Source organism: Flammeovirga sp. AWQ4_249, from assembly GCF_056161045.1.
In genome coordinates, this window is sequence record NZ_JBSWYJ010000037.1 from 1 (window position 1) to 25,787 (window position 25,787).

The 25,787-nt window shown below is 32.3% G+C and carries 18 protein-coding genes; 7 read left to right on the forward strand and 11 right to left on the reverse strand.

All coding sequences use genetic code 11. The annotated features are described in order from the left end of the window. The 5 genes from ACXAHM_RS20300 to ACXAHM_RS20320 form a co-directional block, all read right to left on the reverse strand. On the reverse strand, positions 1 to 405 hold a 405-nt coding region (locus ACXAHM_RS20300; RefSeq protein ID WP_474963976.1), incomplete at its 3' end, for a hypothetical protein. A 238-nt stretch (positions 406 to 643) separates the two neighbouring features. Continuing rightward, on the reverse strand, positions 644 to 1,687 hold the full coding sequence (locus tag ACXAHM_RS20305; RefSeq protein WP_474963980.1) for a T9SS type A sorting domain-containing protein: 1,044 nt from the start codon (positions 1,685 to 1,687) through the stop codon (positions 644 to 646). A gap of 227 nt (positions 1,688 to 1,914) precedes the next feature. Beyond that, entirely contained in the window at positions 1,915 to 2,865 is a 951-nt protein-coding gene (locus ACXAHM_RS20310) for a T9SS type A sorting domain-containing protein (protein ID WP_474963982.1), read from the reverse strand. Between the two features lie 196 nt (positions 2,866 to 3,061). Next, complete coding sequence (locus tag ACXAHM_RS20315) at positions 3,062 to 4,039, reverse strand: T9SS type A sorting domain-containing protein (RefSeq protein ID WP_474963984.1); 978 nt, start codon at positions 4,037 to 4,039, stop codon at positions 3,062 to 3,064. Positions 4,040 to 4,291: 252 nt separating this feature from the next. Further along, a complete protein-coding gene (locus ACXAHM_RS20320; RefSeq protein ID WP_474963987.1) occupies positions 4,292 to 4,891 on the reverse strand; it encodes a DUF1684 domain-containing protein in 600 nt (199 codons plus the stop codon). 141 nt (positions 4,892 to 5,032) lie between these two features. Here ACXAHM_RS20320 and ACXAHM_RS20325 point away from each other — a divergent pair, with 141 nt between their 5' ends. Continuing rightward, positions 5,033 to 6,187 carry a BamA/TamA family outer membrane protein gene (locus ACXAHM_RS20325; protein WP_474963990.1) on the forward strand — a complete coding sequence of 385 codons (1,155 nt, stop codon included), beginning with the start codon at positions 5,033 to 5,035 and terminating at the stop codon, positions 6,185 to 6,187. A 72-nt stretch (positions 6,188 to 6,259) separates the two neighbouring features. Beyond that, positions 6,260 to 7,777 (forward strand): M28 family metallopeptidase, encoded by a 1,518-nt coding sequence (locus ACXAHM_RS20330; protein WP_474963994.1) that lies wholly within the window; start codon positions 6,260 to 6,262, stop codon positions 7,775 to 7,777. 133 nt (positions 7,778 to 7,910) lie between these two features. Here the strand turns inward: ACXAHM_RS20330 and ACXAHM_RS20335 are convergent, their stop codons facing one another. The 6 genes from ACXAHM_RS20335 to ACXAHM_RS20360 form a co-directional block, all read right to left on the reverse strand. Then, positions 7,911 to 9,320, reverse strand: a complete 1,410-nt coding sequence (locus ACXAHM_RS20335; RefSeq protein WP_474963997.1) for a RagB/SusD family nutrient uptake outer membrane protein — start codon at positions 9,318 to 9,320, stop codon at positions 7,911 to 7,913. A 44-nt stretch (positions 9,321 to 9,364) separates the two neighbouring features. Then, complete coding sequence (locus tag ACXAHM_RS20340; protein ID WP_474964000.1) at positions 9,365 to 12,331, reverse strand: SusC/RagA family TonB-linked outer membrane protein; 2,967 nt, start codon at positions 12,329 to 12,331, stop codon at positions 9,365 to 9,367. 1,363 nt (positions 12,332 to 13,694) lie between these two features. Beyond that, a complete protein-coding gene (locus ACXAHM_RS20345; RefSeq protein ID WP_474964003.1) occupies positions 13,695 to 14,474 on the reverse strand; it encodes a hypothetical protein in 780 nt (259 codons plus the stop codon). A gap of 105 nt (positions 14,475 to 14,579) precedes the next feature. Continuing rightward, the gene (locus tag ACXAHM_RS20350) at positions 14,580 to 15,359 is read right to left on the reverse strand and encodes a hypothetical protein (protein WP_474964007.1); all 780 of its coding nucleotides are present in this window, start codon (positions 15,357 to 15,359) and stop codon (positions 14,580 to 14,582) included. A gap of 383 nt (positions 15,360 to 15,742) precedes the next feature. Continuing rightward, positions 15,743 to 18,115, reverse strand: a complete 2,373-nt coding sequence (locus ACXAHM_RS20355; protein WP_474964010.1) for an arylsulfatase — start codon at positions 18,113 to 18,115, stop codon at positions 15,743 to 15,745. A gap of 190 nt (positions 18,116 to 18,305) precedes the next feature. After that, the gene (locus ACXAHM_RS20360; RefSeq protein WP_474964013.1) at positions 18,306 to 20,678 is read right to left on the reverse strand and encodes an arylsulfatase; all 2,373 of its coding nucleotides are present in this window, start codon (positions 20,676 to 20,678) and stop codon (positions 18,306 to 18,308) included. Between the two features lie 155 nt (positions 20,679 to 20,833). Between ACXAHM_RS20360 and ACXAHM_RS20365 the strand changes: the two genes are divergently transcribed. The 5 genes from ACXAHM_RS20365 to ACXAHM_RS20385 are packed head-to-tail and all read left to right on the forward strand — an operon-like array spanning position 20,834 to position 25,761. After that, positions 20,834 to 21,835, forward strand: coding sequence for a helix-turn-helix domain-containing protein (locus tag ACXAHM_RS20365; RefSeq protein ID WP_474964015.1), 1,002 nt, complete (start codon positions 20,834 to 20,836; stop codon positions 21,833 to 21,835). A gap of 59 nt (positions 21,836 to 21,894) precedes the next feature. Continuing rightward, positions 21,895 to 22,182: a TIGR03643 family protein gene (locus tag ACXAHM_RS20370; protein ID WP_474964017.1), complete on the forward strand. Its 288-nt coding sequence runs from the start codon at positions 21,895 to 21,897 to the stop codon at positions 22,180 to 22,182. A 2-nt stretch (positions 22,183 to 22,184) separates the two neighbouring features. Continuing rightward, positions 22,185 to 23,660 (forward strand): cryptochrome/deoxyribodipyrimidine photo-lyase family protein, encoded by a 1,476-nt coding sequence (locus ACXAHM_RS20375; RefSeq protein ID WP_474964019.1) that lies wholly within the window; start codon positions 22,185 to 22,187, stop codon positions 23,658 to 23,660. Next, positions 23,661 to 25,157 (forward strand): cryptochrome/photolyase family protein, encoded by a 1,497-nt coding sequence (locus ACXAHM_RS20380; protein ID WP_474964022.1) that lies wholly within the window; start codon positions 23,661 to 23,663, stop codon positions 25,155 to 25,157. Next, on the forward strand, positions 25,141 to 25,761 hold the full coding sequence (locus tag ACXAHM_RS20385) for an alpha-ketoglutarate-dependent dioxygenase AlkB family protein (RefSeq protein WP_474964025.1): 621 nt from the start codon (positions 25,141 to 25,143) through the stop codon (positions 25,759 to 25,761). The genes ACXAHM_RS20380 and ACXAHM_RS20385 overlap by 17 nt, the downstream gene beginning before the upstream one ends. Positions 25,762 to 25,787 lie beyond the last annotated feature (26 nt).

The window sequence follows — 25,787 nt, forward strand, 5'->3', positions numbered from 1 at the left end:
ATATCCACCATTAAAGAATATTTTTGAATTATCTTCAATAGAAACTGTTTTTAAACGCCCACTTTCAGCTACACCAGCATCAAAATGTAATTTAGAGTTACCTTCTAAGATGATTGTTGCATCTTCAGCAACACCTTTTTTAATGGTAACAGTTGTTGTATCACCAGGAATACCAGAATCTGTAATAATAATTGTTTTATGATCCCAAAGGTCAGTATCGTTATCAATACCATCTAAGATCAAGTTTTCAATAACTGTTGAGTAATTATATACGATTGTATTTGGGTCAGCTTCTAAATCAGACATTCTAGCTTTAGTAAACGTTCCAGTTTCAGTTTCGAAATCATTTGAACAGCTAACTAAAAGAGCAATAAACGGGAAAATAAGGTACTTAAGGTTTTTCATAATTGTTTGAATGATAATGATGATAGCTTTAATAACGGGAGGTCTAAGTGTAAAAAAATATAAAAAACAGTTATAAACTTATAATATTCGATTTTACAGGTGATATAAGTAACTATAAAAGAGTGATATATATATCAGTTAATGAGAGTTGTATATATAGCTAATGTGATTCAAGAATACAAAAAATCCTTTCCTGTTTGACCAAGAAAGGATTTTTTATATCTCTAATTGTAATTATTTATTTGATAATTACTTTTTGAACGATTTTATCTTTACCGCTTTTCACCTCAACGAACATCATACCTCTACCAAAGATCATTGGAATAGAAGTGAAGTTAGTGTGTGATCCACCTTCGAAATGCGTTTTACCACTTGCATCATAAAGTCTTACCGTCATGTTATCATAGTTCGTAAGAATATTCATTTTCTCACCAAATACTACTGGGTTAGGGTAGATGGTAACGTCTGAAGATGAATTTGATTTTTTGATAGCATTAGGACCATATAAAGCATATTGGTTATCAAGATCAATTTGTTTTAATCTATAATAAACAACATTGTTTGAAGGTAATGTTTCATCTACAAAAGAATAATCAATTCTGTGATTAGTGTTACCATTCGCTTTTACTTCACCAACTTTCGTCCAGATTCTATTATCTGTACTTCTTTCGATTACAAATTTATCACTGTTTTCTTCTGTTGCAGTCGCCCATTTTAAAGTGGCTGTCGTTTCATTAGAAATTTCAGAAGTGAAAGCAATCATATCAACAGGTTGGTCAGGGTTGAAACCAGGGAAGTCATCTTCTAAATAACATCCTTCAAGATATAATTCACCATTGAATGTTAAAGCTCCTGATAATACACAAACTTTGTTATAACCACCATTGAAATAGATTTTTGAATAATCTTCAACAGATACAGTTCTTGTTCTACCAGTATCAGGGTTCTTACCAGCATCAAAATAAAGAACAGCATTTCCTTCTAAGATGATTGTAGCATCTTCAGCTACACCTTTTTTAACTGTAATGATTGTTGTGTCACCAGGAATACCTGAATCTGTAATGATTACTGTTTTATGATCCCAAAGGTCAGTTTCATTATCGACACCACCTAAAATAAGATTGTCAATAGTTGTTGAATAATTATAAACAATTGTATTTGGATCGTCTTGAAGATCAGCCATTTTTGCTTTAGAGAATGTTCCAGTCTCTGTTTCGAAATCGTTAGAACAGCCCATTAGAATAGCAAATATTGGAAATATAAGGTATGTAAGTTTTTTCATTATTGTATGATTGATAATTGTTACATTTTCTATAAACGAGATGCTATTCTTAAAAAAAAGACAATAATTGGTTATTGATATATAAATTACGATTATGAAAGTTATATTTAAGTAGCTGAAGTGTAGAGTATTACAAATATTTGAAATTATATGTATTTATATACAAAAAAGCCTTTAACAAATTCAAGATGTTAAAGGCTTCTATTTTTATATGATTTAATCGAATCTTAGTTAACGATCAATTTTTGTGTTGCTTTTTTACTACCGTCTTTAACTTCAACGAAAAGCATTCCTTTACCAAAATTCATTGGAAGTTGGATGTGATTTAATTCCGTTTGTGTCTCAAAGTATGTTCTACCAGAAGCATCGTATATTCTAACTGACATTTTATCGAAGTTAGTTAGGATGTTTACATTTTCTCCAAAAGTTACAGGATTAGGGTAAACGGTAAGTGTAGTGTTAGAAGCTTGAACTTTTACAGCGTTAGGACCATAGTAAGCAAAAGCACCATCCATATCTATTTGTTTCAATCTATAATAGACGATTGATGCACTTGGTACATTTTCATCAGTATATGTATAGTCAATACGTGTATTTGAATTTCCTGCAGCTTTAATTTCTTTTATTGCTGTCCAATTTCTTTGATCAATACTTCTTTCTACAATAAATGAAGCACTATTTACTTCAGATGCTGTAGCCCAATTCAATTGAGCATTTTGTCCTTCTAATTTAGTATTGAATGAGATCATTTCAACGGGCAGATCAGCTTCAGAATAACATTCTCCATTGCCAAGAGGTTTGCCATTGATATAAATACCCATATTTTCAACATCAGGTACTGAACAAACACTACCACCATTGATTAGATTGAAATCAACATTTACTACTGTCGCCATGGTAGAGATTAACAATTGTCCTCCTTCTTCAACAGTAATTGAACCGTCTACCATGATCAAATTGTCAACTTCAACGATAACACCTTTTTTGATCACAATATCTTGATTATTCCAAGTATTGTATTGATCATGGAGTACAGTGTCTTTACCGAAAGTATAAGGATCAATGGCAGAATCTTCATTAAATGTTACTGCTGAGAAAGACGAAAGTTCAGTCTCTAAACTATTAGAGCACGCAGAAAACATTAGTAGCGAAATGAGGTATAGTGATATTTTTTTCATTGTTATATGTAGTGTGTTATACTGTGTTTGGTATGTATAACGATTACAAGACAACGAACTCTTTTAATATTATAACTAAAAAATTTTATAAAATGCCCATTAAACGGATTTTATATAAAAACCTTTAGAAAATATAAAACCCAATGCCGAAGTACATCAGCATTGGGTTTTAAATGTGTATATATAAGGTCAAAAACTAGTTTACGATTAGTTTTTGTGTAATTACATTTTTACCATTTTTTACTTCTACGAACAACATACCTGTACCGTAGATCATTGGAACTTTCACGTGATTAAGATCAGACTTCTCTTGGAAGTAAGTTCTACCAGAAGCATCATACATACGAACTTCCATCTCATCAAAGTTAGAAAGGATATTTACACTCTCTCCGAATTGAACCGGGTTAGGGTAAACAGTCACAGCAACATCAGTGTTTGTTAAACGAACCGCATTTGGACCGTAGAAAGCATAAACACCATCTAAATCAACTTGCTTTAATCTATAGTAAGCAATTGTTGCTGAAGGTACTTGTACATCAGTGAACGAGTAATCGATACGTGTATTTGAATTACCAGCAGCTTCTACTTCACCGATAGCTTCCCAGTTTCTTTGGTCGATAGATCTCTCTACAATAAATGAAGCACTGTTTAACTCTGTTGCTGTAGCCCAAGTTAATTGAGCAGATTGACCTTCTAATTTTGTATTGAATGAGATCATTTCTACTGGAAGATCTGCTTCGTTAAAACAAACATCACCTGTAGCATCATCAGAAGGTGTAATATCATCATCATTAATGAAAACTGAATTAGCATCTTTATTCGCACAAACTGAACTATTAGCAGTCTCTAAAACAAAATCTGTACCTTGAATTGCTACTGTACCGCCTGCATTAACATAAATACCTGCATTATCTTTTATTGTAATACTACCACCACTCATTGTCCATACTGATTGGACAGTTAATGTAGCATTTTCTAATACAATTATATTATGATTATCCCAAGAAGAAACAATTACATTAATAGTAGAATCTTTTGTTACATAAATTGTATTCGGATTCTCTAAATCCACAACAGATTTAAAACCTGAATCCAAAGAAATTTCAGAATCGAAATTGTTAGCACATCCCATTAATCCGAAGAATGGGATAAGTAGAAGTATTACTTTTTTCATAGATATGATAATAGGTAAGTATGTTATTAGTTATTATAAATTTGCTGATGCAAAAGTACTATGAAAATTGAGTTCTACTACATGATTGTATTGTATTAACATCACGAAAAATTGGATTTAGCAAAGTTTAAGGACTTATAAAAAACAAATGTAAATACTAAAAATACTACATGTTGTTGTTTGTAATTATTAATTAAAACTATGGTTTAACCAAATGATATATCCGTAACAAGAGTTGTGAGCTGTTACTTATTATTTCTTTAATTTTATACCAGCTTTTATTTCAATGGGCAACCTGTTTTCAAGAGGAGGTATAGGGCAGGCATAACCTTCTGCATAAGCACAATATGGGTTATATGCTTTATTGAAGTCAATAATAATAGAATCGCCATCAGGAATTGTAGCCTCTAGATAACGTCCTCCTCCGTAGGTAGTTTTGCCATTTGTCTTATCCATAAAAGGTAAGAAAAGATAGTCTTTGTATTTAGGGATTTCTCTTAGTCGATGACTTTGATAAATACTCAATTGATATTCCTTTCCATCTAAAGAAAATGTAGCTACACCATACTTTTCATAAATAGGAGTTTTAGAAGATGAAGTCTGCATGCCAGAAGGCTTAGCATCTTTAACTCTTTCAAAATGAGCGATAACACGATATGTAGAATCAATTTTAAAAAATTTATGCCCTTTAAATTTTCTTCTTTGCTCTAACGACAATGGGGATTTCTTAGGATTTTTATATTCTTCATTTAACTTTTCTTGATAAATTAAGATGCTTTGTTTGTAATCTTGAGCTAACAAAAAGTAAGTATTTGTTATAAATAGTAACACAAAAAATAATACTTTTACCATGAATTATAGTTTTAGTTTTAGAAAAAAATAGTTCTTTTATCATTGAATGAAGAAAAATACTATATTACAAGTATACTAATTATACCACTTAATTAATAACCATTCAATATCAATTAACCCATTTCTGCATCCCCTAAATTAATGAGAACATTTAAATGTCTTGTACTGTTTCTATTGTTTAGTCATTTGACTCTAGGACAGGATAAAATAGAGGAATCTGATTCACTAAAAAACAAAAATACGGTTGATAAATTATTAGATATCATCACCTATAAAAATAAAGTATTTACGTCCGTATTTTATCCTATGGGAGGTTATAGTGAGCAAGAAGGACTCTCTGTTGGCTTGATGCCAGTGATTACTTTTCATGATAAAAATAAAAAGAAAAATGAACACGCCCGTTTCAACCGTCCTACAACCTTAATACCTTCCTTTTTAGTATCTACAAAAGGCCTTTTCAATGTTGATGCTAGTTTAATTATGTTTGGTAAAGGAAAATGGAATATGTATTTCACTGGTGTGTATCAATATGTTCCGAATACTTATTATGGGATAAATGAAGAAGTGCCTCAAGATACCACTTCCTATTTCAACCGTAGATTTTCAAGTTTTGGAGAAGTGAGTTATGAGTTAACACAAACCCTCTTTCTAGGGTTACATTATGATATTCAAAGTAATACAATCGAAGAAATTGAAAGCGAACCTCATCTTAGGGAAACAACTGAAGGTATACAAGGTGGATTTAATTTAGGTTTAGGGCCCATTTTAAAATTTGATACAAGAGACGATATTGTTTATCCATCAAAAGGAGTTTTTATTCAAACTTCATTTACCACTTATCCACAAGCTTTCGGTAATGATTATATCTTTTGGCATTTTTACACAGAAGCTAGCCAATTTTTTAAAATTAGAAATGAGAAAAATATTATTGGTCTCTTTGCTGCTTTTCATATGAAGAGTGGTGATATTCCTTTTTATTATTTAAATACATTGGGAGGATCAAAGCGTCTGAGAAGTATTGCTCAGCCCAATCGTTTTATTGATAAAAACTTTTATATGGCACAAGCCGAATACCGTAGACATTTATGGTGGAGAGTGGGTGTTGTGGCTTTTGCAAGTGTAGGTAATGTCTATGGATCCAATGGCACGAATGCTTTTGAAAATGTAAAGTATTCACTAGGTATGGGCTTAAGATTCCAATTGGTGGAAGATATGAAATTAAATTTTAGAATGGACTTTGGTTTTGGAAATTACGATCAACAAGGAGTTTGGTTAACAAGCCGTGAAGCTTTCTAATTTTTGTAATGCTATTTATTATTGATAACTTAGATTAGTACTTTTATTTATTCAACCAATCTATTTTCAATAATGAAACTAACTTATTCAATTATTTTATTACTTTTTTGTACTTCTATACTCTATGGTCAGACTGATGAAATATTAGTCACTGACTCTACAATGCTTAATAGACTTGAGAACCTTGTTACTGTAGAGAATCTCAAAAAACATGTTAAGACGCTTTCTTCAGATAAAATGAAAGGAAGAAGTCCTTTAACAGGTGGAGAGAAAATGGCTGCAGATTATATTTCAAACTATTATACTATTTCAGGCATAGAAAAGTATGGTGATAGTAGAAGTCAATCCTTTTTCACTTTTATTCTTCAACCTGTCAAATTTACTATTTCTAATAAAAATGCTATTCTAAACAAAACTAATTTTGATGTTTTAAGTAGAGAGTTTTCTTTTAAAGGAGATATCGATATCGTCTATATGGATAAGCTTTCGATGGAAAATGTTTATAGAAGAAAAGTGAAAAACCAAATAGTAGCCTATTCAGAACGATATAATCCTTTTAATAAGGAAAATGATATTAAAATAGAGGATATACCAGCAAAAATATTTCTTTCTATTAATGATGATGAATACCATACTAAAAATAATGATTTTAAAGGAGTAAATAATTCCTTTCAATTTTCAACTCTTGATCCTGCAAAAGTTAAAAGTACTGGTAAAGATAATCTCTATGTATTTAGTAATTGGATAAATTTTCTATCTCTATTTTCAGAAGAACAGCAAAAAATGATAAGTAAATTTAATCGTTTAAAGAAAAAAGATCAAAAACTTCTTAGAACAACTGTTCACGCTGATATTGAGATTAAAAATGTGGAATATGAAAATGAAAACATTCTAGCCTATGTCGAAGGAAGTGAATTAAAAGACGAAATAATTTTAGTGCATGCTAATTATGATAATATTGGAATGCAAAAAGGGGTAGTTTTTAACGGAGCAAATTCGAATGCAACAGGAACTGCAGCGGTCATGGAATTAGCCAATATAATGATGCAGGCAAAGAAATTAGGAATGGGACCTAAAAGGTCTATCTTATTCGTCAATTTTGCAGCGAGTAGTTTTGTGAAAACAGGAGAATTATATTTCTGTGAAAGGTCTGGTTTTCCAAAAGAAAAAATTATTGCAAACATTTCATTTAATCAATTAGGTGGAATAAAAGAAGGTGCAGAACAAGAACCTAATTATATTTCTCTATTCGGATTAGATGGTCATTCCACTAAATATTCTAACATTATTAAAAAAGTAGCTGATAACCAGGAATTAGCTTACAATATCATTGAATCTGGGTATGGATATCAAAAATCAGCTAGAGGACCTTTGGTCTACTCAGGTATTCCTACTACAATATTAGGAGATCAATCAGAAAAGTTTATTAGACAACCTTTGGATGATTATGAAAATGTAAACTTTGATTTAGTGTATAAAAGAACTCTTTTAGGGTTGGCATTAATATGGGAGTTAGCGAACAGATCAGATCATTATGAAAACGATATATTCGTTCCAAATCCTCATTATCCAGAAAAAAGTATTTACTAAAATAAAAAACACCTCTCATTTAAAAATTGAGAGGTGTTTGCGTTAAACAAAGGTATAAGGGATGTTTAATTAATATGTTCCATCCCGTTTAATATATATGGAAGAAACCACTTCCAAATTCAATTATTTTCGATTAATAACCACTATTCTGTTGTAGATTAGGGTTGATATCCAATTCAGATTGTGGAATTGGCATAATTGTTTTGTTGGCTCCGTAAGCTGCATCTGGATTGCCAGCTCTAAGATCTAAACCTCTTCTTAAAAGGTCAGGTCTTCTATGTCCTTCAAAAGCTAACTCTTTTCTTCTTTCCTCAAGAATCATATCAATAAAAGCTTGATCTGAAGCAAAATCACCTAAGGCATAAGTACTTACGCCAGCTCTTGTTCTTAATTCATTGATGATGTCTAATGAAGCTGCATTTCTACCATTTAATTCAGCTAAAGCTTCAGCTTTATTAAGATGTACTTCTGTTAATCTTAATAATGGAGCATTATCAGCATTACCAACAGCATCAGGGAATTTTAATGTAAATACAGCAGGTTGTGCTTGAGCATCCACTTTTCCTTCTTGAACAAGACTAGAATATCTCAAATCTCCAGCTTCATAAGCATTAATAAGATCTGAGTGAATAGGTGCATCACCTCTACCTCCTTCAGTTGCAGCATTATAATATGATGCCCAACCACCGGAACCTGTTCTACCATTATCAATAGCAGAGTTCTGAAGGTTAAAGATATGTTCAGCAGTGTTATTATCACCAAAGAAAGAATAATCTGTTGCTAAAGTATATCCACTTCCGATTACATCATCAGCATATTGATTTGCCATTGCCCAATCACCCATGTATAAATAGACACGAGATCTTAAGGCATTTGCAGCACCTAATGTTGCTAACTCTGGCCCAGTACCTGTAGATAAATGTGGAGCTGCTTCATCTAAATCTTTGATGATTTGAGCATAAACTTCAGCTACTGTAGACCTTGCAGGTAATTCAATTTCTCCATTAAAAGGAGTTGTAACTAATGGAACACCTAAACTAGCACCATTGTCAAAAGTATATGTTTGAGCGAATAGGTTTACCAATTGGAAATAAGTAATTGCTCTTACAAATTTTGCTTCAGCAACAACTTGATTTTTTTCTTCATCCGTAAATCCAACATCTGCTACTTCCATAGTATTCGCGATTACTGCATTGGCAGCTAAGAATACTCTGTAGTGATCTCTCCAAATAGCTTCTAGAGATCCATTATCTGCACGAGTAACATAATTATTGATATCTTGTAATGTTACAAATGAACCGGCAAAGTTTACATTATCTGCCATGTATTCGTTGATTACAGCAGGCATAGATCCAAACACATCTAAGTCTTGCATTCTACTGTAAGCACCCATTAATGAACCTCTCGCTGATCTTTCATCAGCAAATGCAAAATCTGCTGTAATTTGATCTTGAGGTACTAAGTCTAGCTGATCATCACAAGAGGATAGCGAAGCTGCACCAAGTGATAAAATAGCAAAGGTCTTTATTATATTTTGTTTCATTGTTATTTCTTTGATTGTATTCGTTTATGTAATGACATTTCTGATTATAAGCCTAAACTTACACCTACTTGGATAACTCTTGGTTGAGGAGGAGTAAAGAAAGTTTCTCCTTGAGCTAATGGGTTTGTACCATTACCATTTGCTTCAGGATCCCATCCCTCATAATTTGTAATTGTCCATAAGTTTGTTCCTTGAACATAAACTCTTGCACTAGATACATATTTTGTCTTTTGAAGTAGGCTTGATGGTAAAGTGTACCCTAAAGCTAATGTTCTAAGACGTATGAATGACGCATCTGATAATTGCTTTGTTGATCTTTGTGCAAATGTATTTGAAGTCGGGCTTGCTAAGCTTGGGAAGTAAGCATTGTCACCCGGCTGTTGCCAGTAATCTAGAATTGCAGTACTCTTATTGAAACCTGAAGCTAAGTTTTCAGAGAATCTCATATCTCCATGGTAGATCATATTTCCTTCAGAGAAAGTAAAGAATGCATTCAGATCAAAACCTTTGTATGATAATGTATTTCTAAATCCACCTGTAAAGTTAGGTAAAGCAGAACCTACCATTACTCTATCGTCTGGAGTTGGAGCTGTAGTAATTTCACCGTCTTTTGTGTACCATTCTGCATCTCCTGTTTGAGGGTTAACACCCTTGTAACGGATTAAGTAAAATTCACTAATCGATTCACCAACAACTGCTCTCTGAGAAGCTGTACCTTCAATAAATTGTCTACCTTCGCTATCTTCAGCAGCGCCTGGCAAAGAGATGATTTCATTTTGTAAGAAACCAATGTTGAAGCTAGAAGACCAAATAAAATCACTTGTTCTAATAATATCACCAGACAATGTCAAATCAACACCTCTGTTTTGCATTTCACCAGCATTCTCAGTTCTACTAGCAAAACCTGTAGTTAGTGCTAAAGGAGTATTTAAAAGTAAGTCTGTTGTTGTTTTTTGCCATACACTTGCTTCTAAATTAATTCTTGAATTCAATGCAGAAACATTTAAAGTAACATCAAACATTCCTGAAGTTTCCCATCCTAAATCTGGATTTGCAGGTGTTGTAGGTCTTAAACCAGCAGCACCGTTGTAATCTGATGCAGTACCACCTTCATATAAAGCTAAAGAAGGGAAAGTACCAATTCTATCATTACCAGAAAGACCATATGAAGCAGATAGCTTAAGGTTATCTAACCAAGTCACACCGTCTAAGAATGCTTCTTCTGAAATTACCCAACCGCCTGAAACGGCCCAGAAATTACCATATCTTTTGTTTTCACCAAATCTTGATGAACCATCACGTCTTGCTGAAACTTCCAAAAGATATTTATCTTTATATCTGTAGTTAGCACGGATAAACTGAGAATATAATGCCCACTCAGAACCTGTAGCACTTGTTAAAGTTGGGTTTGAAGCTGATCCAACGTTTGGTAAATCATCACTAACAAAACCATTACCTTCAACAGCAATTGCATCTAAAGATGAAGTTTCAAAACTAATACCACCTATTACACCAAATGTGTGATCACCTAATTTTTTATCATACGATAGAGTCGTAGTATTTAACCACTTATAATCTTTGATATCTCTTTTATATCCTGACCCATCTGGTTGAATTAACTCAGGGAATCTTTGTGTTTCAACAGTGTTTAATAAGTCGATACCAAAATCAGTTTTTAAAGTGATCCCTTTGTATAAATCTACACTAGCAATGGCATTCGCAATGATACGATTTGTTACTAGGTCACTTTGTGCCAAATCTTCTAAAGCAATTACGTTTTCGATAAATCCAGTGTCTCTATATGAACCATCAGGGTTATAAGGAGTTACTGTAGGATTCTGTAATAATGCAGATGTAAGAGGGGCAAAAGTAGAGTTATCTGAACTAATTCTATCATTTAATGATCTTGAGATTGAAATATTGACACCAGTATTTATCTTGTCATTAACACTATGTGTAACATTCAAACGACCATTTAAACGTTGTAATTCGTTACCAATAGCGAAAGTAGATTGTTCAAAATAAGTACCACCCATGAAGAATTTTGTCTTTTCGTTACCGCCAGAAGCAGACAAGTTGTATGATGAAACTCTACCTGTTCTTAATACACTTTCTACCCAATCATGTGACTCATTTGGATAAGTTGGTTCTGGATTTCCTTGAGCAATTGCATGATCTCTTTTGATTTGAGAGAACTCTTCACCACTCATCATATCTACCATATTTGTAGGCTCAGACCAACCTGTGTAGTAATCAAAATTGATGTTTGTTTTACCAGTTCCACCTTTTTTGGTGGTGATGATAATTACACCATTTGCACCTCTAGATCCATAAATTGCAGCAGCGGCAGCATCCTTTAATACCGAAATTGACTCAATTTCATTAGGGTTGATATCAGAGATTGGGTTAAGGGCTACACCACCGTTTGCAAGTGAGTATGTACCATCATTTAATGGAACTCCATCAACTACATATAAAGGTTGAGTACCGCCTGAAATTGATGACACTCCTCTAACTCTTACTGTAGCAGCTGAACCAGCAACTCCTGAAGTTGAAACCATCTGAACACCAGCAGCTTGACCTTGTAAAAGTTCTTGTGTTGATGCAAAAGGCATTCCTTCAAAATCTGTTGGATTAACAACATCAACAACCTGCGTCATATAACGGTCCTCTTGAGTACCATAACCAATAACGACAATTTCGTCAAGTTGTTTTAAGTCTTCCTGTAAGGAAATATCTACTGAAGTAGAACCTGCACTTACAACTCTTTCTACTTCTACAAAGCCTACTAGCTTAAATAAAAGTGTAGGAGATTCTTCTGTCACTTTTAGACGATACATACCGTCAATTCCTGACACAGTACCATTTGTTGTACCTTTGATAATAACGGCAACTCCCGGTAATGGTTCGCCATTTTCATTGTTGATAACACCGGAAATTGTTCTCTCCTGAGCGTATGCAAAAAAGGACATACCTATTAGGAAAGAAATAAGCAATAGTGCTCTTCTCATAATAAAATAAATTGAATTGGAAATTAAAATTGTTGTTTAGACTTTGTTATATGCGTCTAAAAAGTAAATTAAAATTACCTTTATGAATAAATTAATGGTTTAAAAAAAATATTAAAATTTCTATACGGATATAGAATTAGAATACAATGATGATCTCTTATATTTATTTGCCTCTTTTGGATAACGCTTATATATACCAGTTAGTAATGTAGATTATAACATTAGAAAATGAATATAATTACATCCTCAAAGCGGAATTAAGTGTACGAGAAGAGAAACTTGTTGAAAAGGATTAAAAAAAAGACATAAAAGTGAGAGTTACTCAAATGCTGGTTTATTGAGTAATACGAAAATAAATATTATTAATACGTTGTGTATTATAACAAGTCTTTTATTTATTTCCCTTCAAGAGAGTATAATAAATTAGTTTTTATGAGAAAGTTAAGTTCTAACTAACTCTATTAATTTAAATTAATTGAAAGTGGAATAATTAAAATTATAACTAGAATCTAGTGAAGATTCTAAAAGCAATTAAATAGCGTATTTTATTAAACAATTAATGTTTAAACAAATGATTAGCTGCAATTTTGATGAATGTTCTTATGTGTTAAAATATTCATAGTTTAATTAATATAGATTGATAAAATAAATTTAAATAAAGTAAGTGCTTAAGAAAAGCTTGTTTTGATTAATAATGCTAATCTATAAAATCTGATCAATAATTCTAAATTTATTTTAATAAAATTTTGGATTATTCTGATTAAAAAGAATGAATAAAACTATTATTTATCGGAATATTACAATTATTATTTGTTTAAACATATGTTTGTATTCGAATAGTATAATTTCATGTTATTTTAAAAAAAAAGTAAAATTTTCCCTGATAACTCTATAAAGCACATAGAGTATTTATTATTGCATTAAAAAAAACACCTTCCATTTAATAAATGAAAGGTGTAAATATAAAAAGCTTTCTTAATTCTATTCAAAATGTTTCTCTATTTTGATTACACTACAAAGATATTTCAAAATTGCTATCTTTTATTGCTTGTTTTTCTCCACTTTTTGCATAAAAATATCATAATGATACTCTCTTTCTTTTAGACATGAGCTATCAATATTTTTGTAGGTCAATAACATTTATGTTCAAAAAAAATACCTCCCATTATAAATGAGAGGTATTTTCATATTTCAAACTTTATTAAAGAATCTCTAAATTCTCTATTACAAAAATCTTAAAATGTAATGATTTATTTTTGTAAAAAAGAGCCATACTTTTACATAATACTATCAAATCAGTTTGAATATTAGACCATCGATTAGTATTTGATTAGATTTGAAATATATTTTAGATATGAATTGCCTATGGTCTGTAATTACTATAACCGACACCTGTTCTGTCATATACATTATCTTTATCATCAGAAACAATCATTGCTACTCCCGTTTCAGGTTTTAAAACTAAATCTTTTTCTAACTTTACGACTCTATAGTTCCAGCCTTTTGGTAACTTCAGTAGAGACATCATTGCTGGTACTTTTTCTCGATTCATTGTCGGATCATACTTTAAACTATAAGATTTCATGACCCATGTATTTCCTTTATCGTCATCTAATAGAAAAACGGTTGTTCCCTTATTAATTCCAAATGAATTATTTCTTTTAATAGAGGAAATAAGGTAAGGTGGTTTCCCATGGCTAAATGTGTTTGGATGCTTTAAATTCAAAGAAGCAACCCATCGTGCTTTTAAACCATTAAACTCTCTTACTTTACCTGCTTGAACATTAATCCAATCTAAACACCAAACTCTAGGTCCATTGATGAAAGAAGTGAAACCTCCCATTTCTTTCGCAATTTCTTTTGTGTTTAATTGATCAACTAAATTTTGAGGTGCTGAGTTTTTATTTTTAGGAGTTTCACCATTATAAGTAGTTGTATTATAACATGCACCATGCAAATCTTCAGTTGCCGCGTCTCCTCCAATAACTAAAACCTCTAAGTATCTATAATCTAATATATTTTTTAATTGAAGTAATTCTGTTTTTTGCCCATCATTAGGGATTTCTTTTACCAATTTATGATAAGTAAAATAACCAATAATAAGGATTAGTAAAGAACTAATAAATAAGACTAACTTTTTCATATTTGTGTTTTTTGTTTTAATGATATTACAAATATGAGTGTTATTAAAGTGATATTAATATATAAAAATACGTTTTAATTGCATGAAAATATCAATAAAATGTTTCTATTTTGGGACATAATTACTATATCCCTTTCCTGTTAACTCATATATATTTTCGTGGTCATCTAGGATTGCTTTAGAGAAACCTGATTCAGAGTGTAGAATAAGTTCTTTATCCAATTGAGTAACGCTATAATTCCACCCTTTAGGTAAATTTAATTCTTTCATTGCTTTTGAAATATCACTATGGTTTAATGATGGATTACTTTTCAAGTTGAATGATTGCATTATCCATGTATTACCCAATGAATCATTGAGTAAGAATACTTTTGTGCCTTTTCTGAAACCTATATAGGCATTACTATCGAAAGTAAATGTATTGAAAGGTTTTTTTTCTTTATTAAATTGAAAAGGATCTACCATTTCTAGAGAGGCAATCCATTTTGCTTTTAATCCATTAAAATTTCTAGTTTTCCCTGAATCTGATTTTAACCAATCAATACACCATGCCCTCGGACCATTGATATATGTATTAAAAGCATTAAACTCTTCAGTAATTTTAGAGATATCTAACTTATTCATTAGACTTTGTGGTGCTGAATTATCAACATCTTTATCTAGATTAAAATGTGTGGAATTATAACAATTTGCTGTAAAAGTGCTATTTAATCTATTCCCTCCAATTACATAAATTTCTAGATAACGAGTATCTAAAAGATTATCCATAAAAGATGTTTTTATGGTATAGTTGTCTTCTGGTATCTTTTTATAGTTTTGTTTATACATAAGATACCCAATACCAATCAATAAGGTAACTAGAATTATTAATTTAATTTCTTTCATTTTCATACATACTTTTTTGATTGTCGATTATGTTAGTTAAAGCTTAGTTGCTTTTGTACTTATAAAGTTTTTGTCAGTGGAGTAAGAATTATATAAAAAACTATAACTCATAGTGATGAATGAAATTAGGCTTTTATATAATATGGTTAGTATCACTAATTGAAATAGCTCACTTTAAATAAATCACCTATTTACATTAAACCATCTTATGATTTCTTCTTTTTCACTAATCCAAAAATAAGGTAATTATCATGGTATCTTTTGCTTAAAAATATGTAACAAAAGCATAAAAATATCAATGAGAAATTTTGAAATAAAATAACCCACTTACCAATTTGATAAGTGGGTTATATTATCTATTTAAATGAAGTTTTATCAAATTATTATTTTGTATACTCAATATGAGTTTTTATAATCTTACCATTGAATTTGTAAGGAGCCTTATCATAATACATTGTTGATACTGGGCTACCTAAATCTGTTCCAAGGTCTAAACAATCATTAGCTGTAAATCCTACAGGAGCAGTGATTGGAACATTACCTGAAGCTACTTCCACACCATCTACTTTAATCACAACATTCATTGGTGCTTTCGGTTTCATTGAAGTCATTGTAGAAACAACTTCTACCTTAACATTACCTGTTTTGATCTTCTGTGCAGACTTGAATCTGTAACGGTGAACTTCAAACAAGTTAAACTCATAGTATAAGTAACCGTTTTTCATAAAGACTGAAATACCACCAGAGAAATCACCTAAAGCATACAATACACCATTACCATTTTTCGGCATTTCCACGTCCATGTCTACTTTAGTTGTCATACTACCTAATCTTGGGGCGATACCCTCAGGCATTCTTACCATTGGTCCTGTAAAATCCCACTCGTTGTATGGTGTTCTAGGTCTGTCTTCTGGATGATAGATCACTGACCACATACCGCCACCGATTGGTAAATCATCATATTTAGTTGCTTCTACTAAGAAAAGCTCTTTCATTTCTTCTAATTTCTCAGGGTATTTATCCGCTAAGTTATTTGACTCTGTCCAATCTTCGTTGATGTTATATAATTCCCATTGGTCTTGTTCAGGAGTCCAAGTAGCTATTCCTTTTGGATAGCCTTGAAGCCATGGTTTCCTTGGTCCAAATGTACAAGCTACCCAACCGTCAGAATAGACACTTCTACTAGCCATCACATCAAAGAATTGTGTTTTTAATTGACCTTCTGCTTTAGCATCATTGAAAGAGTAAGCCATACTTACACCATCAATTTCTGTTTGAGTATGACCATTGACTACTTGTGGAGCTTCTATACCCACTACATCATAGACTGTAGGAACAATGTCGTTTACGTGGTGGAATTGTGCGTGAGGAATACTATCATGTTTAATTCCTTCAGGCCAGGCCACTACCATTGGGTTTCTAGTTCCACCAAAGTGCGAAGCTACTAATTTTGTTCCTTTGTAAGGAGCACTTCCAGCCCATGCCCATCCTGCATGATACATGTTATGTGTTTTGTCTGTACCTAATACTTCTAATCCACCAAGTTCATCTAATGCTTTGATATGATCATCAATATTACTCTCGATACCATTTAAAGCTAATAATTCACTAATAGTTCCTTTCTGTCCTTCTGAAGATGAACCATTATCACCCCAGATATAAAAAATTAATGTATTGTCTAATTCACCTTGAGCTTCTAATTCGTCAATAATTCTACCGACATTATAATCTGTATGTTCTGTAAAACCAGCAAATACTTCCATTAATTGAGATTGGAATTCTCTTTGATTTTCGGGAATATCCTCCCAAGCATCCATAGTTGAATCTCTTTCTGTCAATACTGCATTTTCAGGCACCCAACCGATTTCTTTTTGTCTTTCGAAAACTCTCTTGCGGTAGTTATCCCAACCATCGTCAAATTTACCTTCGTATTTCTTGCTCCATTCTCTTGTTACATGATGAGGACCATGCACAGCTCCTGGAGACCAATACATAAAGAAAGGCTTATCTGGAGAGTATGCTTTTTGCTCTCTCAACCATTTGATGGCATCGTCTGCTAAATCCTCTGTTAAGTGATAGTAATCGTGACCACCTGAAGTTTCTGGATGTTCAACATAGGTATTATTTCTTACTAAGTGTGGTTCATATTGGTTGGCTTCACCACCTAAGAATCCATAAAAATATTCAAAACCATAAGCATTTGGCCAATGATTAAAAGGACCTACGCTTGACGTTTCTTCTACTGGAGTGTTGTGCCACTTACCAAATGCTGAAGTGTTATAACCATAATCTTTTAATACTTCAGCCATCATTGCTGATTCTTTAGGGATAACACTTGTATAACCATCCCAATTGTTTGCAAATTCAGCTACTTGACCAGAACCAACTTTTGTATGGTTTCTACCAGTAAGGATTGATGCTCTCGTTGGTGAACACATGGCTGTGGTATGGAATCTATTGTAAGAAACACCCATGTCTGCTACTCTAGAAAGGTTAGGTGTATTAATTTCTCCACCAAAAGTTGAAGTAGTTGCTCCTCCAATATCATCAATCAAGATGACTAATATATTGGGAGCATTCTCTTTAATATGTTTTTCAGGTTTTGTATTGACATACGTAGAAGTCTTTAGATTAACTCCTGCTTTACTTCCAGATTTTTTTTCTGGAAAAGGTAAAATTTCTTGTGCAAATCCATTCAAGTTTAAAGTGAATAAGAAAGCAACTAGCAATTCGAGTTTAGTAATGTTTTTTTTCATTTCTAATGTAATTTTTTGTGTATGAGAGGTCTCATATTTGGTCTAAAGTGTCGACCTATTTATTGATTACATTACAAATGTACAGTGTGTTTTATGGGATTATTTGCAATAAAATATAGAGTTATTGTATAAAAGTATCAGAATAGAAATAACCCCTCCAAAACTATGTTTGGAAGGGTTAAATGGATAACTATTGAACGTATTTGACATTCGTTTTGATAATTTCACCATTAAAAGTATATGGCGCTTTATCAAAATAAAGAGTGGATACAGGGCTGAAGTGGTCTGACCCAATATCAAAACAGTCATTAGCAGTGAAACCAATAGGAGCAGAAGTTTCAATTCTTCCTTGTCCTACTTCTTTTCCATTAATTTTTAAGGTAACAGAATAGGGAGCTCTTGGTCTGCGAGATTCCATCTTGGTAATCACCTCTATTTTTACTTTTCCTTTAGGAACTTTAATGTTTGATTTGATTCTTGTTCTTTTAATCTCAAATAAATTTTGTTCGTAGATCAAGAAGCCATTTTGGATAAAACATGAGATTCCTCCAGAGAAACCACCAAGTGCATACACCACACCTTCTGCTTTTTTGGGAGCTTCTAAATCTACAGTAACAATATTTGATGCAGCTCCTAATCTTGGGGCATTAAATTCTGGCATTCCCGTCATATTTCCTTCAAAATTCCATTCCGTATAATTTGAACGAGGAGCGTCTTCTGGATGATAAATGACAGACCATAAACCACCACCAATTGGTAAATCCTTATTTTTCGTTGCTTCTACTAAGAATAAATCTTTCATTTCAGCTAACTTCTCAGGATTCTGAGCAGCTAAATCATTGGCTTGTGACCAATCTTCATTTAGGTTGTATAATTCCCAAATATCATTTTCTGGAGTCCATGTAGCAATACCTTTTGGAATACCTTGTTGCCATGGTTTTCTTGGTCCAATTGTACATGCATACCAACCATCAGCATAAATACCACGACTACCCATGATATCAAAGAATTGTGTTTTTAAATGTCCTTCAGCCTCAGGATCATTAAAAGAATAGGCTAAACTTTCTCCATCAATTTCCATCTGATGGTAACCATTGACTTCTAGTGGCTCTTGAATACCCACAACTTCATAAATGGTAGGTACTATATCATTTACATGATGAAACTGTGAACGAGGTGTTTTATCAGCTTTGATTTTCTTAGGCCAAGCAACTGCCATTGGGTTTCTAGTTCCACCAAAGTGAGAACCAAGTAACTTAGTGCCTTTATAAGGTGTACTACCAGCCCATGCCCATCCTGCATGGTACATATTATCTGTTTTATTTGAGCCTAATACATCCAAACCACCTAAATCGTCTAAGGCTTTCATGTGATCATCAATATCACTAGGGATACCATTTAAGGCAATAATTTCACTGATTGTACCTTTTTGTCCTTCAGAAGAAGAACCATTGTCTCCCCAGATATAGAAAATTAAGGTATTATCTAACTCTCCAAGACGTTCTAATTCGTCGATAATTCTACCAGCATTTACATCAGTATGCTCAGCAAACCCAGCATATACTTCCATCAATTTACGTTGGAAATCTTTTTGATTTTCTGGAATATCATCCCAACCATCCATTGTGCTATCTCTTTCTGTAAGGATGGTATTTTCAGGAATCCAACCCATTTCTTTTTGTCTTGCAAAAGTACGTTTACGGTATTCATCCCAACCATCATCAAATTTGCCTTTGTATTTGTCAGACCATTCATTTGTTACATGATGAGGACCATGAACAGCACCCGGAGACCAGTACATAAAGAAAGGTTTATCTGGAGCAAAAGCCTTTTGTTCTCTGATCCAATGGATTGCATCATCAGCAATATCTTCTGTTAAGTGATAATAATCATGGCCACCAGATGTTTCAGGATGTTCGACATAAGAATTATTTCGAATTAAATGAGGTTCATATTGAGATGCTTCTCCTCCTAAGAATCCATAGAAATATTCGAACCCATAGCCAGACGGCCAACGGTCAAATGGTCCCATGCTCGAAGATTCTGCCGTAGGAGTATTGTGCCACTTACCAAAAGCACTTGTACTATAGCCATATTGTTTTAATACTTCTGCAACTGTAGCAGATTCTTTAGGAATTACCCCTGTAAAACCATCCCAGTTATTAGAAAATTCTGCAATTTGACCATTGCCAATTTTAGTATGATTACGTCCTGTTAATAATGAGGCTCTTGTCGGTGAACACATCGCAGTAGAATGAAAGCGGTTGTAGGAAATACCCATATTAGCTACCTTCGTTAGGGCAGGAGTATTGATTTCTCCACCAAAAGCTGAAGCTGTTCCTGGACCGGCATCATCTATTAAGATGACCAAAATATTAGGTGCATCATCAGGAAGGTGTTTGGTAGGTTTTGACCTTACGTAACTTGAAGTTTTAATATTTACACCTGCTTTGCTTTGAGATGCCTCTTGAGGGAAAGGTAAAATCTCTTGTGCTACTGATGTTATTGAATACAGAAAACTGCATACCAATAACATAGCATAGTTTGTTGCTTTATATATCATATTTACTCCGTAAATTTGCTTATAGAATGATAAATAGAGTTGTGTAAACTCTACACTTACTTTTTCTTTTATCTTACTTTTACAAATTTATGATGTAACTTAAATAGAGATTTACATGAAAATATGAAACTATTGCATAAAAATATCACTGTTCAATGAAAAGTCAACTTAAATGGAATACTAGGGAAGGAAACATAGAAAAAGTATTTGAAGGTTTAAAAGAATTTTACCCAAAAGCCGCTTATAATAAATATAGTTTTAGAAATGATGAAGGAAAAAATAAGATCTACTTAGGGTATTATGATTTACTTCCAGGGTTTGAAGTTTCAGTATTGAAATCCGTATTTAATCAAGAAATCTATTATGATGAATATAAAGATGAAAAGTGGATTATTATTAAATTTCTAAAAAATAAAACAACAATTGATACAGAAAAAAAGACATTAACTTTTGGTGAATTTGGGGAGGTAGATGAAGTTGTTCTATACAATACAGGATATTCTTTGGATACTGTTGTACCTGCAGGACAGTATGTGGAATTAGTTTCAGTTAGATTAAGATTTGATGTTCTATTCCATTATACAACACTTTCAGATTTACAATTAATGAAGCTTCATGATGAGAACAAACGAATAATTGTCCATGAAAGAATGCTTCCGCATGTTAAATCCTGTATAGACGCTATTTTTAAATATCAAGATTCAGATGAAGGAGTAATAGGATTAAGTACTGCCAAGTCTCTAGAAGTCATTACCTTATTTCTTCTTCAAGTAAAACATAGATTTACAGAAACGTCTGATTATGGTATTTCAGACTATAATTACAATCAGATGATAGAAATCCGAAACTTTTTAATTAATGATTTATCAGAAAATGTGGAAATAAAAGAGTTAATAAAAAAATTCGGGGTAAGTCATGCCAATTTACATCGAAATTTTAAGAAAGTTTTTGGGACCAGCCCACATCAATTTGTCAAAAAAGCAAGAATTGATAAAGCATATAACATGCTGATAAATAGTGATGTATCAATAGTTGAAATTGTAGATGAATTAGGTTTTACTCATTCAAGTCATTTTACTAATTCATTTAAAAAAGAATTTGGGATTACTCCAAAACAATTAAGAAAAAGCCATCAGATAACATTACATACATTATAGTTTGTTTAATTAAAGAACAAAAACATTAAACAAAATTAATTCTTTCTAGTTTCTACATTATGATTACTACTTTAAACGATGAAGAGTTAGACAGAATTATTGAAATGGCTTGGGAAGATAGAACACCTTTTGAAGCGATTAATATTCAATTTGGGATTTCAGAATCCGAAGTGATAAAATTAATGCGTAATAATCTACGATTAACAAGTTTTAAAAGGTGGAGAAAACGCGTTCATTCTGGAAAAAGCCTTAAACATTCCGCCAAAAGACTGCCTGAAGTAACTCGATTTAAATGTAGTAGACAACGTTTGATTACAAATAACAAGATCAGCAAAAGATTCTACTAATTATGACTGTTTCTCAAAAAATTAACTTAGTATGGTTGAAACGTGATTTAAGAACACAAGATCACGCACCATTATACCATGCCGAAAATGACTCTTTACCTTACCTTATCATTTATATCTATGAGCCTTCAATCATAACTTATAAAGACACCTCACAAAGACATTTACAGTTTATACAACACTCCATCATGGAGATGAATATTAGATTACGTAGATACAACAAAAAGGTACAATTATTTTATGGAGAAGCTTTGAACGTGTTTACTTTTTTACAAGAACGATATACAATTGAAAATATATTTAGCTATCAAGAAAGCGGTATCGCTGTAACTTATAAAAGAGATCTGCTCTTGCATAATTTTTTCTCTCAAAACTCTATTACTTGGAAGGAATTTCAAAGGGATGGTATAATCCGTGGTATAACAAACAGAGAAGGTTGGGATAAAGAGTGGTCTGCAAACATGAAGAGTAGCATCATTAAGAATAAATATACATTAAGGGATGAAATTAGTATTAATCATCCATTTAAACTTCCAGCATCTTTCAAAAATGTGATTGGTAAATATAGTGATAATTTCCAGCCCGCTGGTGAAAAGTACGCTTGGCGATATCTAGAGTCATTTGTCAATGAAAGAGGGAAGAATTACAGCTATCACATTTCAAAACCAACTGAAAGTAGAATTAGTTGTGGTAGACTTTCTCCATATTTAGCATGGGGGAACTTGTCTGTACGTCAGGCATATCAATATATAAGTCAACATCCTAATAGAGCAAATCATAAAAGAGCATTCAACGGCATTTTAACACGATTAAAATGGCATTGTCATTTTATTCAAAAATTTGAAGTGGAGTGTACTTACGAAACTAAATGTTTAAATCAGGGATTTGAGCTTCTGAAGCATAAAAACGATCAACACAAACTAGAAGCATGGAAAAAAGGAGAAACAGGTTTTCCTTTGATAGATGCCTGTATGCGTTGTCTTGCTCAAACGGGTTGGATCAATTTTAGAATGCGTGCAATGCTAGTTAGTTTCTTGTGTCATCATTTAGATCAAGATTGGCGACTAGGTGTGTATCATTTAGCTAAATTATTTTTGGATTATGAACCCGGTATTCATTATACCCAATTTCAGATGCAGGCAGGTACAACGGGAATTAATACTATAAGAATTTACAACCCAGTGAAACAGTCTCAAGACCACGATCCTGATGGCATTTTTATAAAAAAATGGGTGCCAGAATTAAAAGATATACCCCATCGTTTTATACATGAACCTTGGGAAATGACACGATTAGACAAAGCTTTTGCAGGAATTCATGAGTTTTATTATCCTGATCCCATTGTAGACTTAAAAGAAAGTGGTAAAGAAGCACGTACTAGAATATATTCTTTCAAGAACTCACCAGAAGTCAGACAACATAAAGAGAAGATCCTAACATTGCATACAAGAAACAAAACATCAAAAGCCGCTATATAAATGATTGCATTAATTTTTCCACATCAACTTTTTGAAGACTCACCTTTATTCAAATCAGGATGTAATAAGTTTATGTTGATAGAAGAGTTTTTATTTTTTAATCAATATCCTTTTCATAAACAAAAACTTATTTTTCATAGAGCATCTATGCTTCAATATGCATCATTTTTAGAGGAAAAAGGATATGAAGTAATCTATTGGGGTAAAAAGAAAAAAGAATCCTCAAAGATTGAAAATATAGTTCAAGATTATATTCAACTTCATCACAATGAAATAGTATTAATTGATCCTGTAGATGACTATCTAAACCAACGTATCCATAAATCAGCTAAATACTGTGGTATCAAGTTAAAGGTTTACGAAAGTCCTATGTTTTTGAATACTAAAGGACAAAATGAAGCCTATTTTAAAAAAGATAAAAAGAAATTTCACCATGCAAATTTTTATACCAAACAAAGAATTACACTTGATTTACTCTTAGAAGGAGGACAAAATCCTGTTGGAGGAAAATGGTCTTTTGATGCTGACAATAGAAAAAAATATCCCAAAAATAAAGAAGTTCCAACAATCACAAAGCTAAAATTAAATTCCTTTTATAAAGAAGCTTTAGATTATGTACAAGAGAAATATCCAAACAATTATGGTAGTGTAGAAAACCTATTTGTTTACCCTACTACATTCAAACAAGCTAAAAATTGGTTGGAAGAATTTCTAGAAGTTAGATTTAATGAATTTGGTCTGTATGAAGATGCGATTTTAGAAAAGGAAGTAATCTTAAATCATAGTTTACTTTCTCCACTTTTAAATGTAGGTTTATTGACACCTAATTATGTGATCGAGCAAATTATCAAGCATTATACTTTTGATAATATTCCTTTAAATTCAACTGAGGGTTTGATTAGACAAATCATAGGATGGAGAGAATTTGTTAGAGGGCTGTACGAAGCAAAAGGAAGAGAAGAAAGAACACGCAATTATTTTAATTTTAAAAGGAAAATCCCTAAGTCATTTTATAATGGAACAACGGGTATTCATCCAATAGACAATACAATCCAAAAGGTATTGACAACAGGTTATTGCCATCATATTGAGAGATTGATGGTATTGGGTAATTTTATGTTGCTATGTGAATTTGATCCAAATGAAGTGTATCAATGGTTTATGGAATTATTTATTGATGCATACGATTGGGTTATGGTCACTAATGTATATGGAATGAGTCAATTTGCTGATGGAGGATTGATGGCTTCCAAACCTTACATTAGTAGTAGTAATTATGTATTAAAAATGAGTGACTACAAAAAAGGAGAATGGCAACAAGTTTGGGATGGATTATTTTGGCGATTTATGCACGAACAAAAGGATAAACTAGGATCAAATCCACGATTAGGAATGTTATTTAAGACATACAATAATATGAATGCGGAGAAAAAAGAAGTACTTTTGAATGCCGCTGAAAATTTCTTAAAACAATTAAACGATGCTATCCTTATTTGATCAACCTACAGATAAAAATAAGAATTTACTTCCTTATGATGGAGCCGTTTTTTATCATGGAAAAATAATACAACCTACAATCGCTTTTGAGTATTTTCAAAAACTCATTAAAACAGCTCATTGGCAATCGGATGTAGTCAAAATGTACGGGAAAGAAATTGTCATGAAAAGAAAAATGGCATGGTATGGAACAAGTGCCTACGATTATAAATATGGAGGCGTGACAAGAACAGCCAATATTCTTACACCTGAATTATTAGAATTACAAAGAATAGTCGAAAGAGAATCCAAAGAAAAATATAATTCTTGTCTCTTAAATCTTTATCATAATGGGGAAGAAGGCATGGGGTATCATAGTGATGATGAAGCAGAAATGAAAGAATATGGAGCAATAGCTTCGTTGTCTTTAGGTGCACCAAGAAAATTTTATTTCAAACATCGAGAGACCAAAGAAAGGGTCGAAGTTTTGTTGGAACATGGATCTCTTTTAATGATGAAAGGAGAAACACAAAAACATTGGGTGCACTCACTACCTGTTACAAAAAAAGTAACTGACCCAAGAATAAACCTTACCTTTCGATCAGTTTATCTCGGTAATTCTTAATTACTTCTATTTATTTAAAAAAAGAC

Coding starts and splice junctions, on each gene's coding strand:
- ACXAHM_RS20345 (WP_474964003.1), bottom strand. CDS start 14,474: ATGAAAAAGTTAGTCTTATTTATTAGTTCTTTACTAATCCTTATTATT.
- ACXAHM_RS20350 (WP_474964007.1), bottom strand. CDS start 15,359: ATGAAAGAAATTAAATTAATAATTCTAGTTACCTTATTGATTGGTATT.
- ACXAHM_RS20340 (WP_474964000.1), bottom strand. CDS start 12,331: ATGAGAAGAGCACTATTGCTTATTTCTTTCCTAATAGGTATGTCCTTT.
- ACXAHM_RS20385 (WP_474964025.1), top strand. CDS start 25,141: ATGCTATCCTTATTTGATCAACCTACAGATAAAAATAAGAATTTACTT.
- ACXAHM_RS20365 (WP_474964015.1), top strand. CDS start 20,834: ATGAAAAGTCAACTTAAATGGAATACTAGGGAAGGAAACATAGAAAAA.
- ACXAHM_RS20360 (WP_474964013.1), bottom strand. CDS start 20,678: ATGATATATAAAGCAACAAACTATGCTATGTTATTGGTATGCAGTTTT.
- ACXAHM_RS20310 (WP_474963982.1), bottom strand. CDS start 2,865: ATGAAAAAAATATCACTATACCTCATTTCGCTACTAATGTTTTCTGCG.
- ACXAHM_RS20355 (WP_474964010.1), bottom strand. CDS start 18,115: ATGAAAAAAAACATTACTAAACTCGAATTGCTAGTTGCTTTCTTATTC.
- ACXAHM_RS20305 (WP_474963980.1), bottom strand. CDS start 1,687: ATGAAAAAACTTACATACCTTATATTTCCAATATTTGCTATTCTAATG.
- ACXAHM_RS20320 (WP_474963987.1), bottom strand. CDS start 4,891: ATGGTAAAAGTATTATTTTTTGTGTTACTATTTATAACAAATACTTAC.
- ACXAHM_RS20315 (WP_474963984.1), bottom strand. CDS start 4,039: ATGAAAAAAGTAATACTTCTACTTATCCCATTCTTCGGATTAATGGGA.
- ACXAHM_RS20325 (WP_474963990.1), top strand. CDS start 5,033: ATGAGAACATTTAAATGTCTTGTACTGTTTCTATTGTTTAGTCATTTG.
- ACXAHM_RS20370 (WP_474964017.1), top strand. CDS start 21,895: ATGATTACTACTTTAAACGATGAAGAGTTAGACAGAATTATTGAAATG.
- ACXAHM_RS20375 (WP_474964019.1), top strand. CDS start 22,185: ATGACTGTTTCTCAAAAAATTAACTTAGTATGGTTGAAACGTGATTTA.
- ACXAHM_RS20380 (WP_474964022.1), top strand. CDS start 23,661: ATGATTGCATTAATTTTTCCACATCAACTTTTTGAAGACTCACCTTTA.
- ACXAHM_RS20330 (WP_474963994.1), top strand. CDS start 6,260: ATGAAACTAACTTATTCAATTATTTTATTACTTTTTTGTACTTCTATA.
- ACXAHM_RS20335 (WP_474963997.1), bottom strand. CDS start 9,320: ATGAAACAAAATATAATAAAGACCTTTGCTATTTTATCACTTGGTGCA.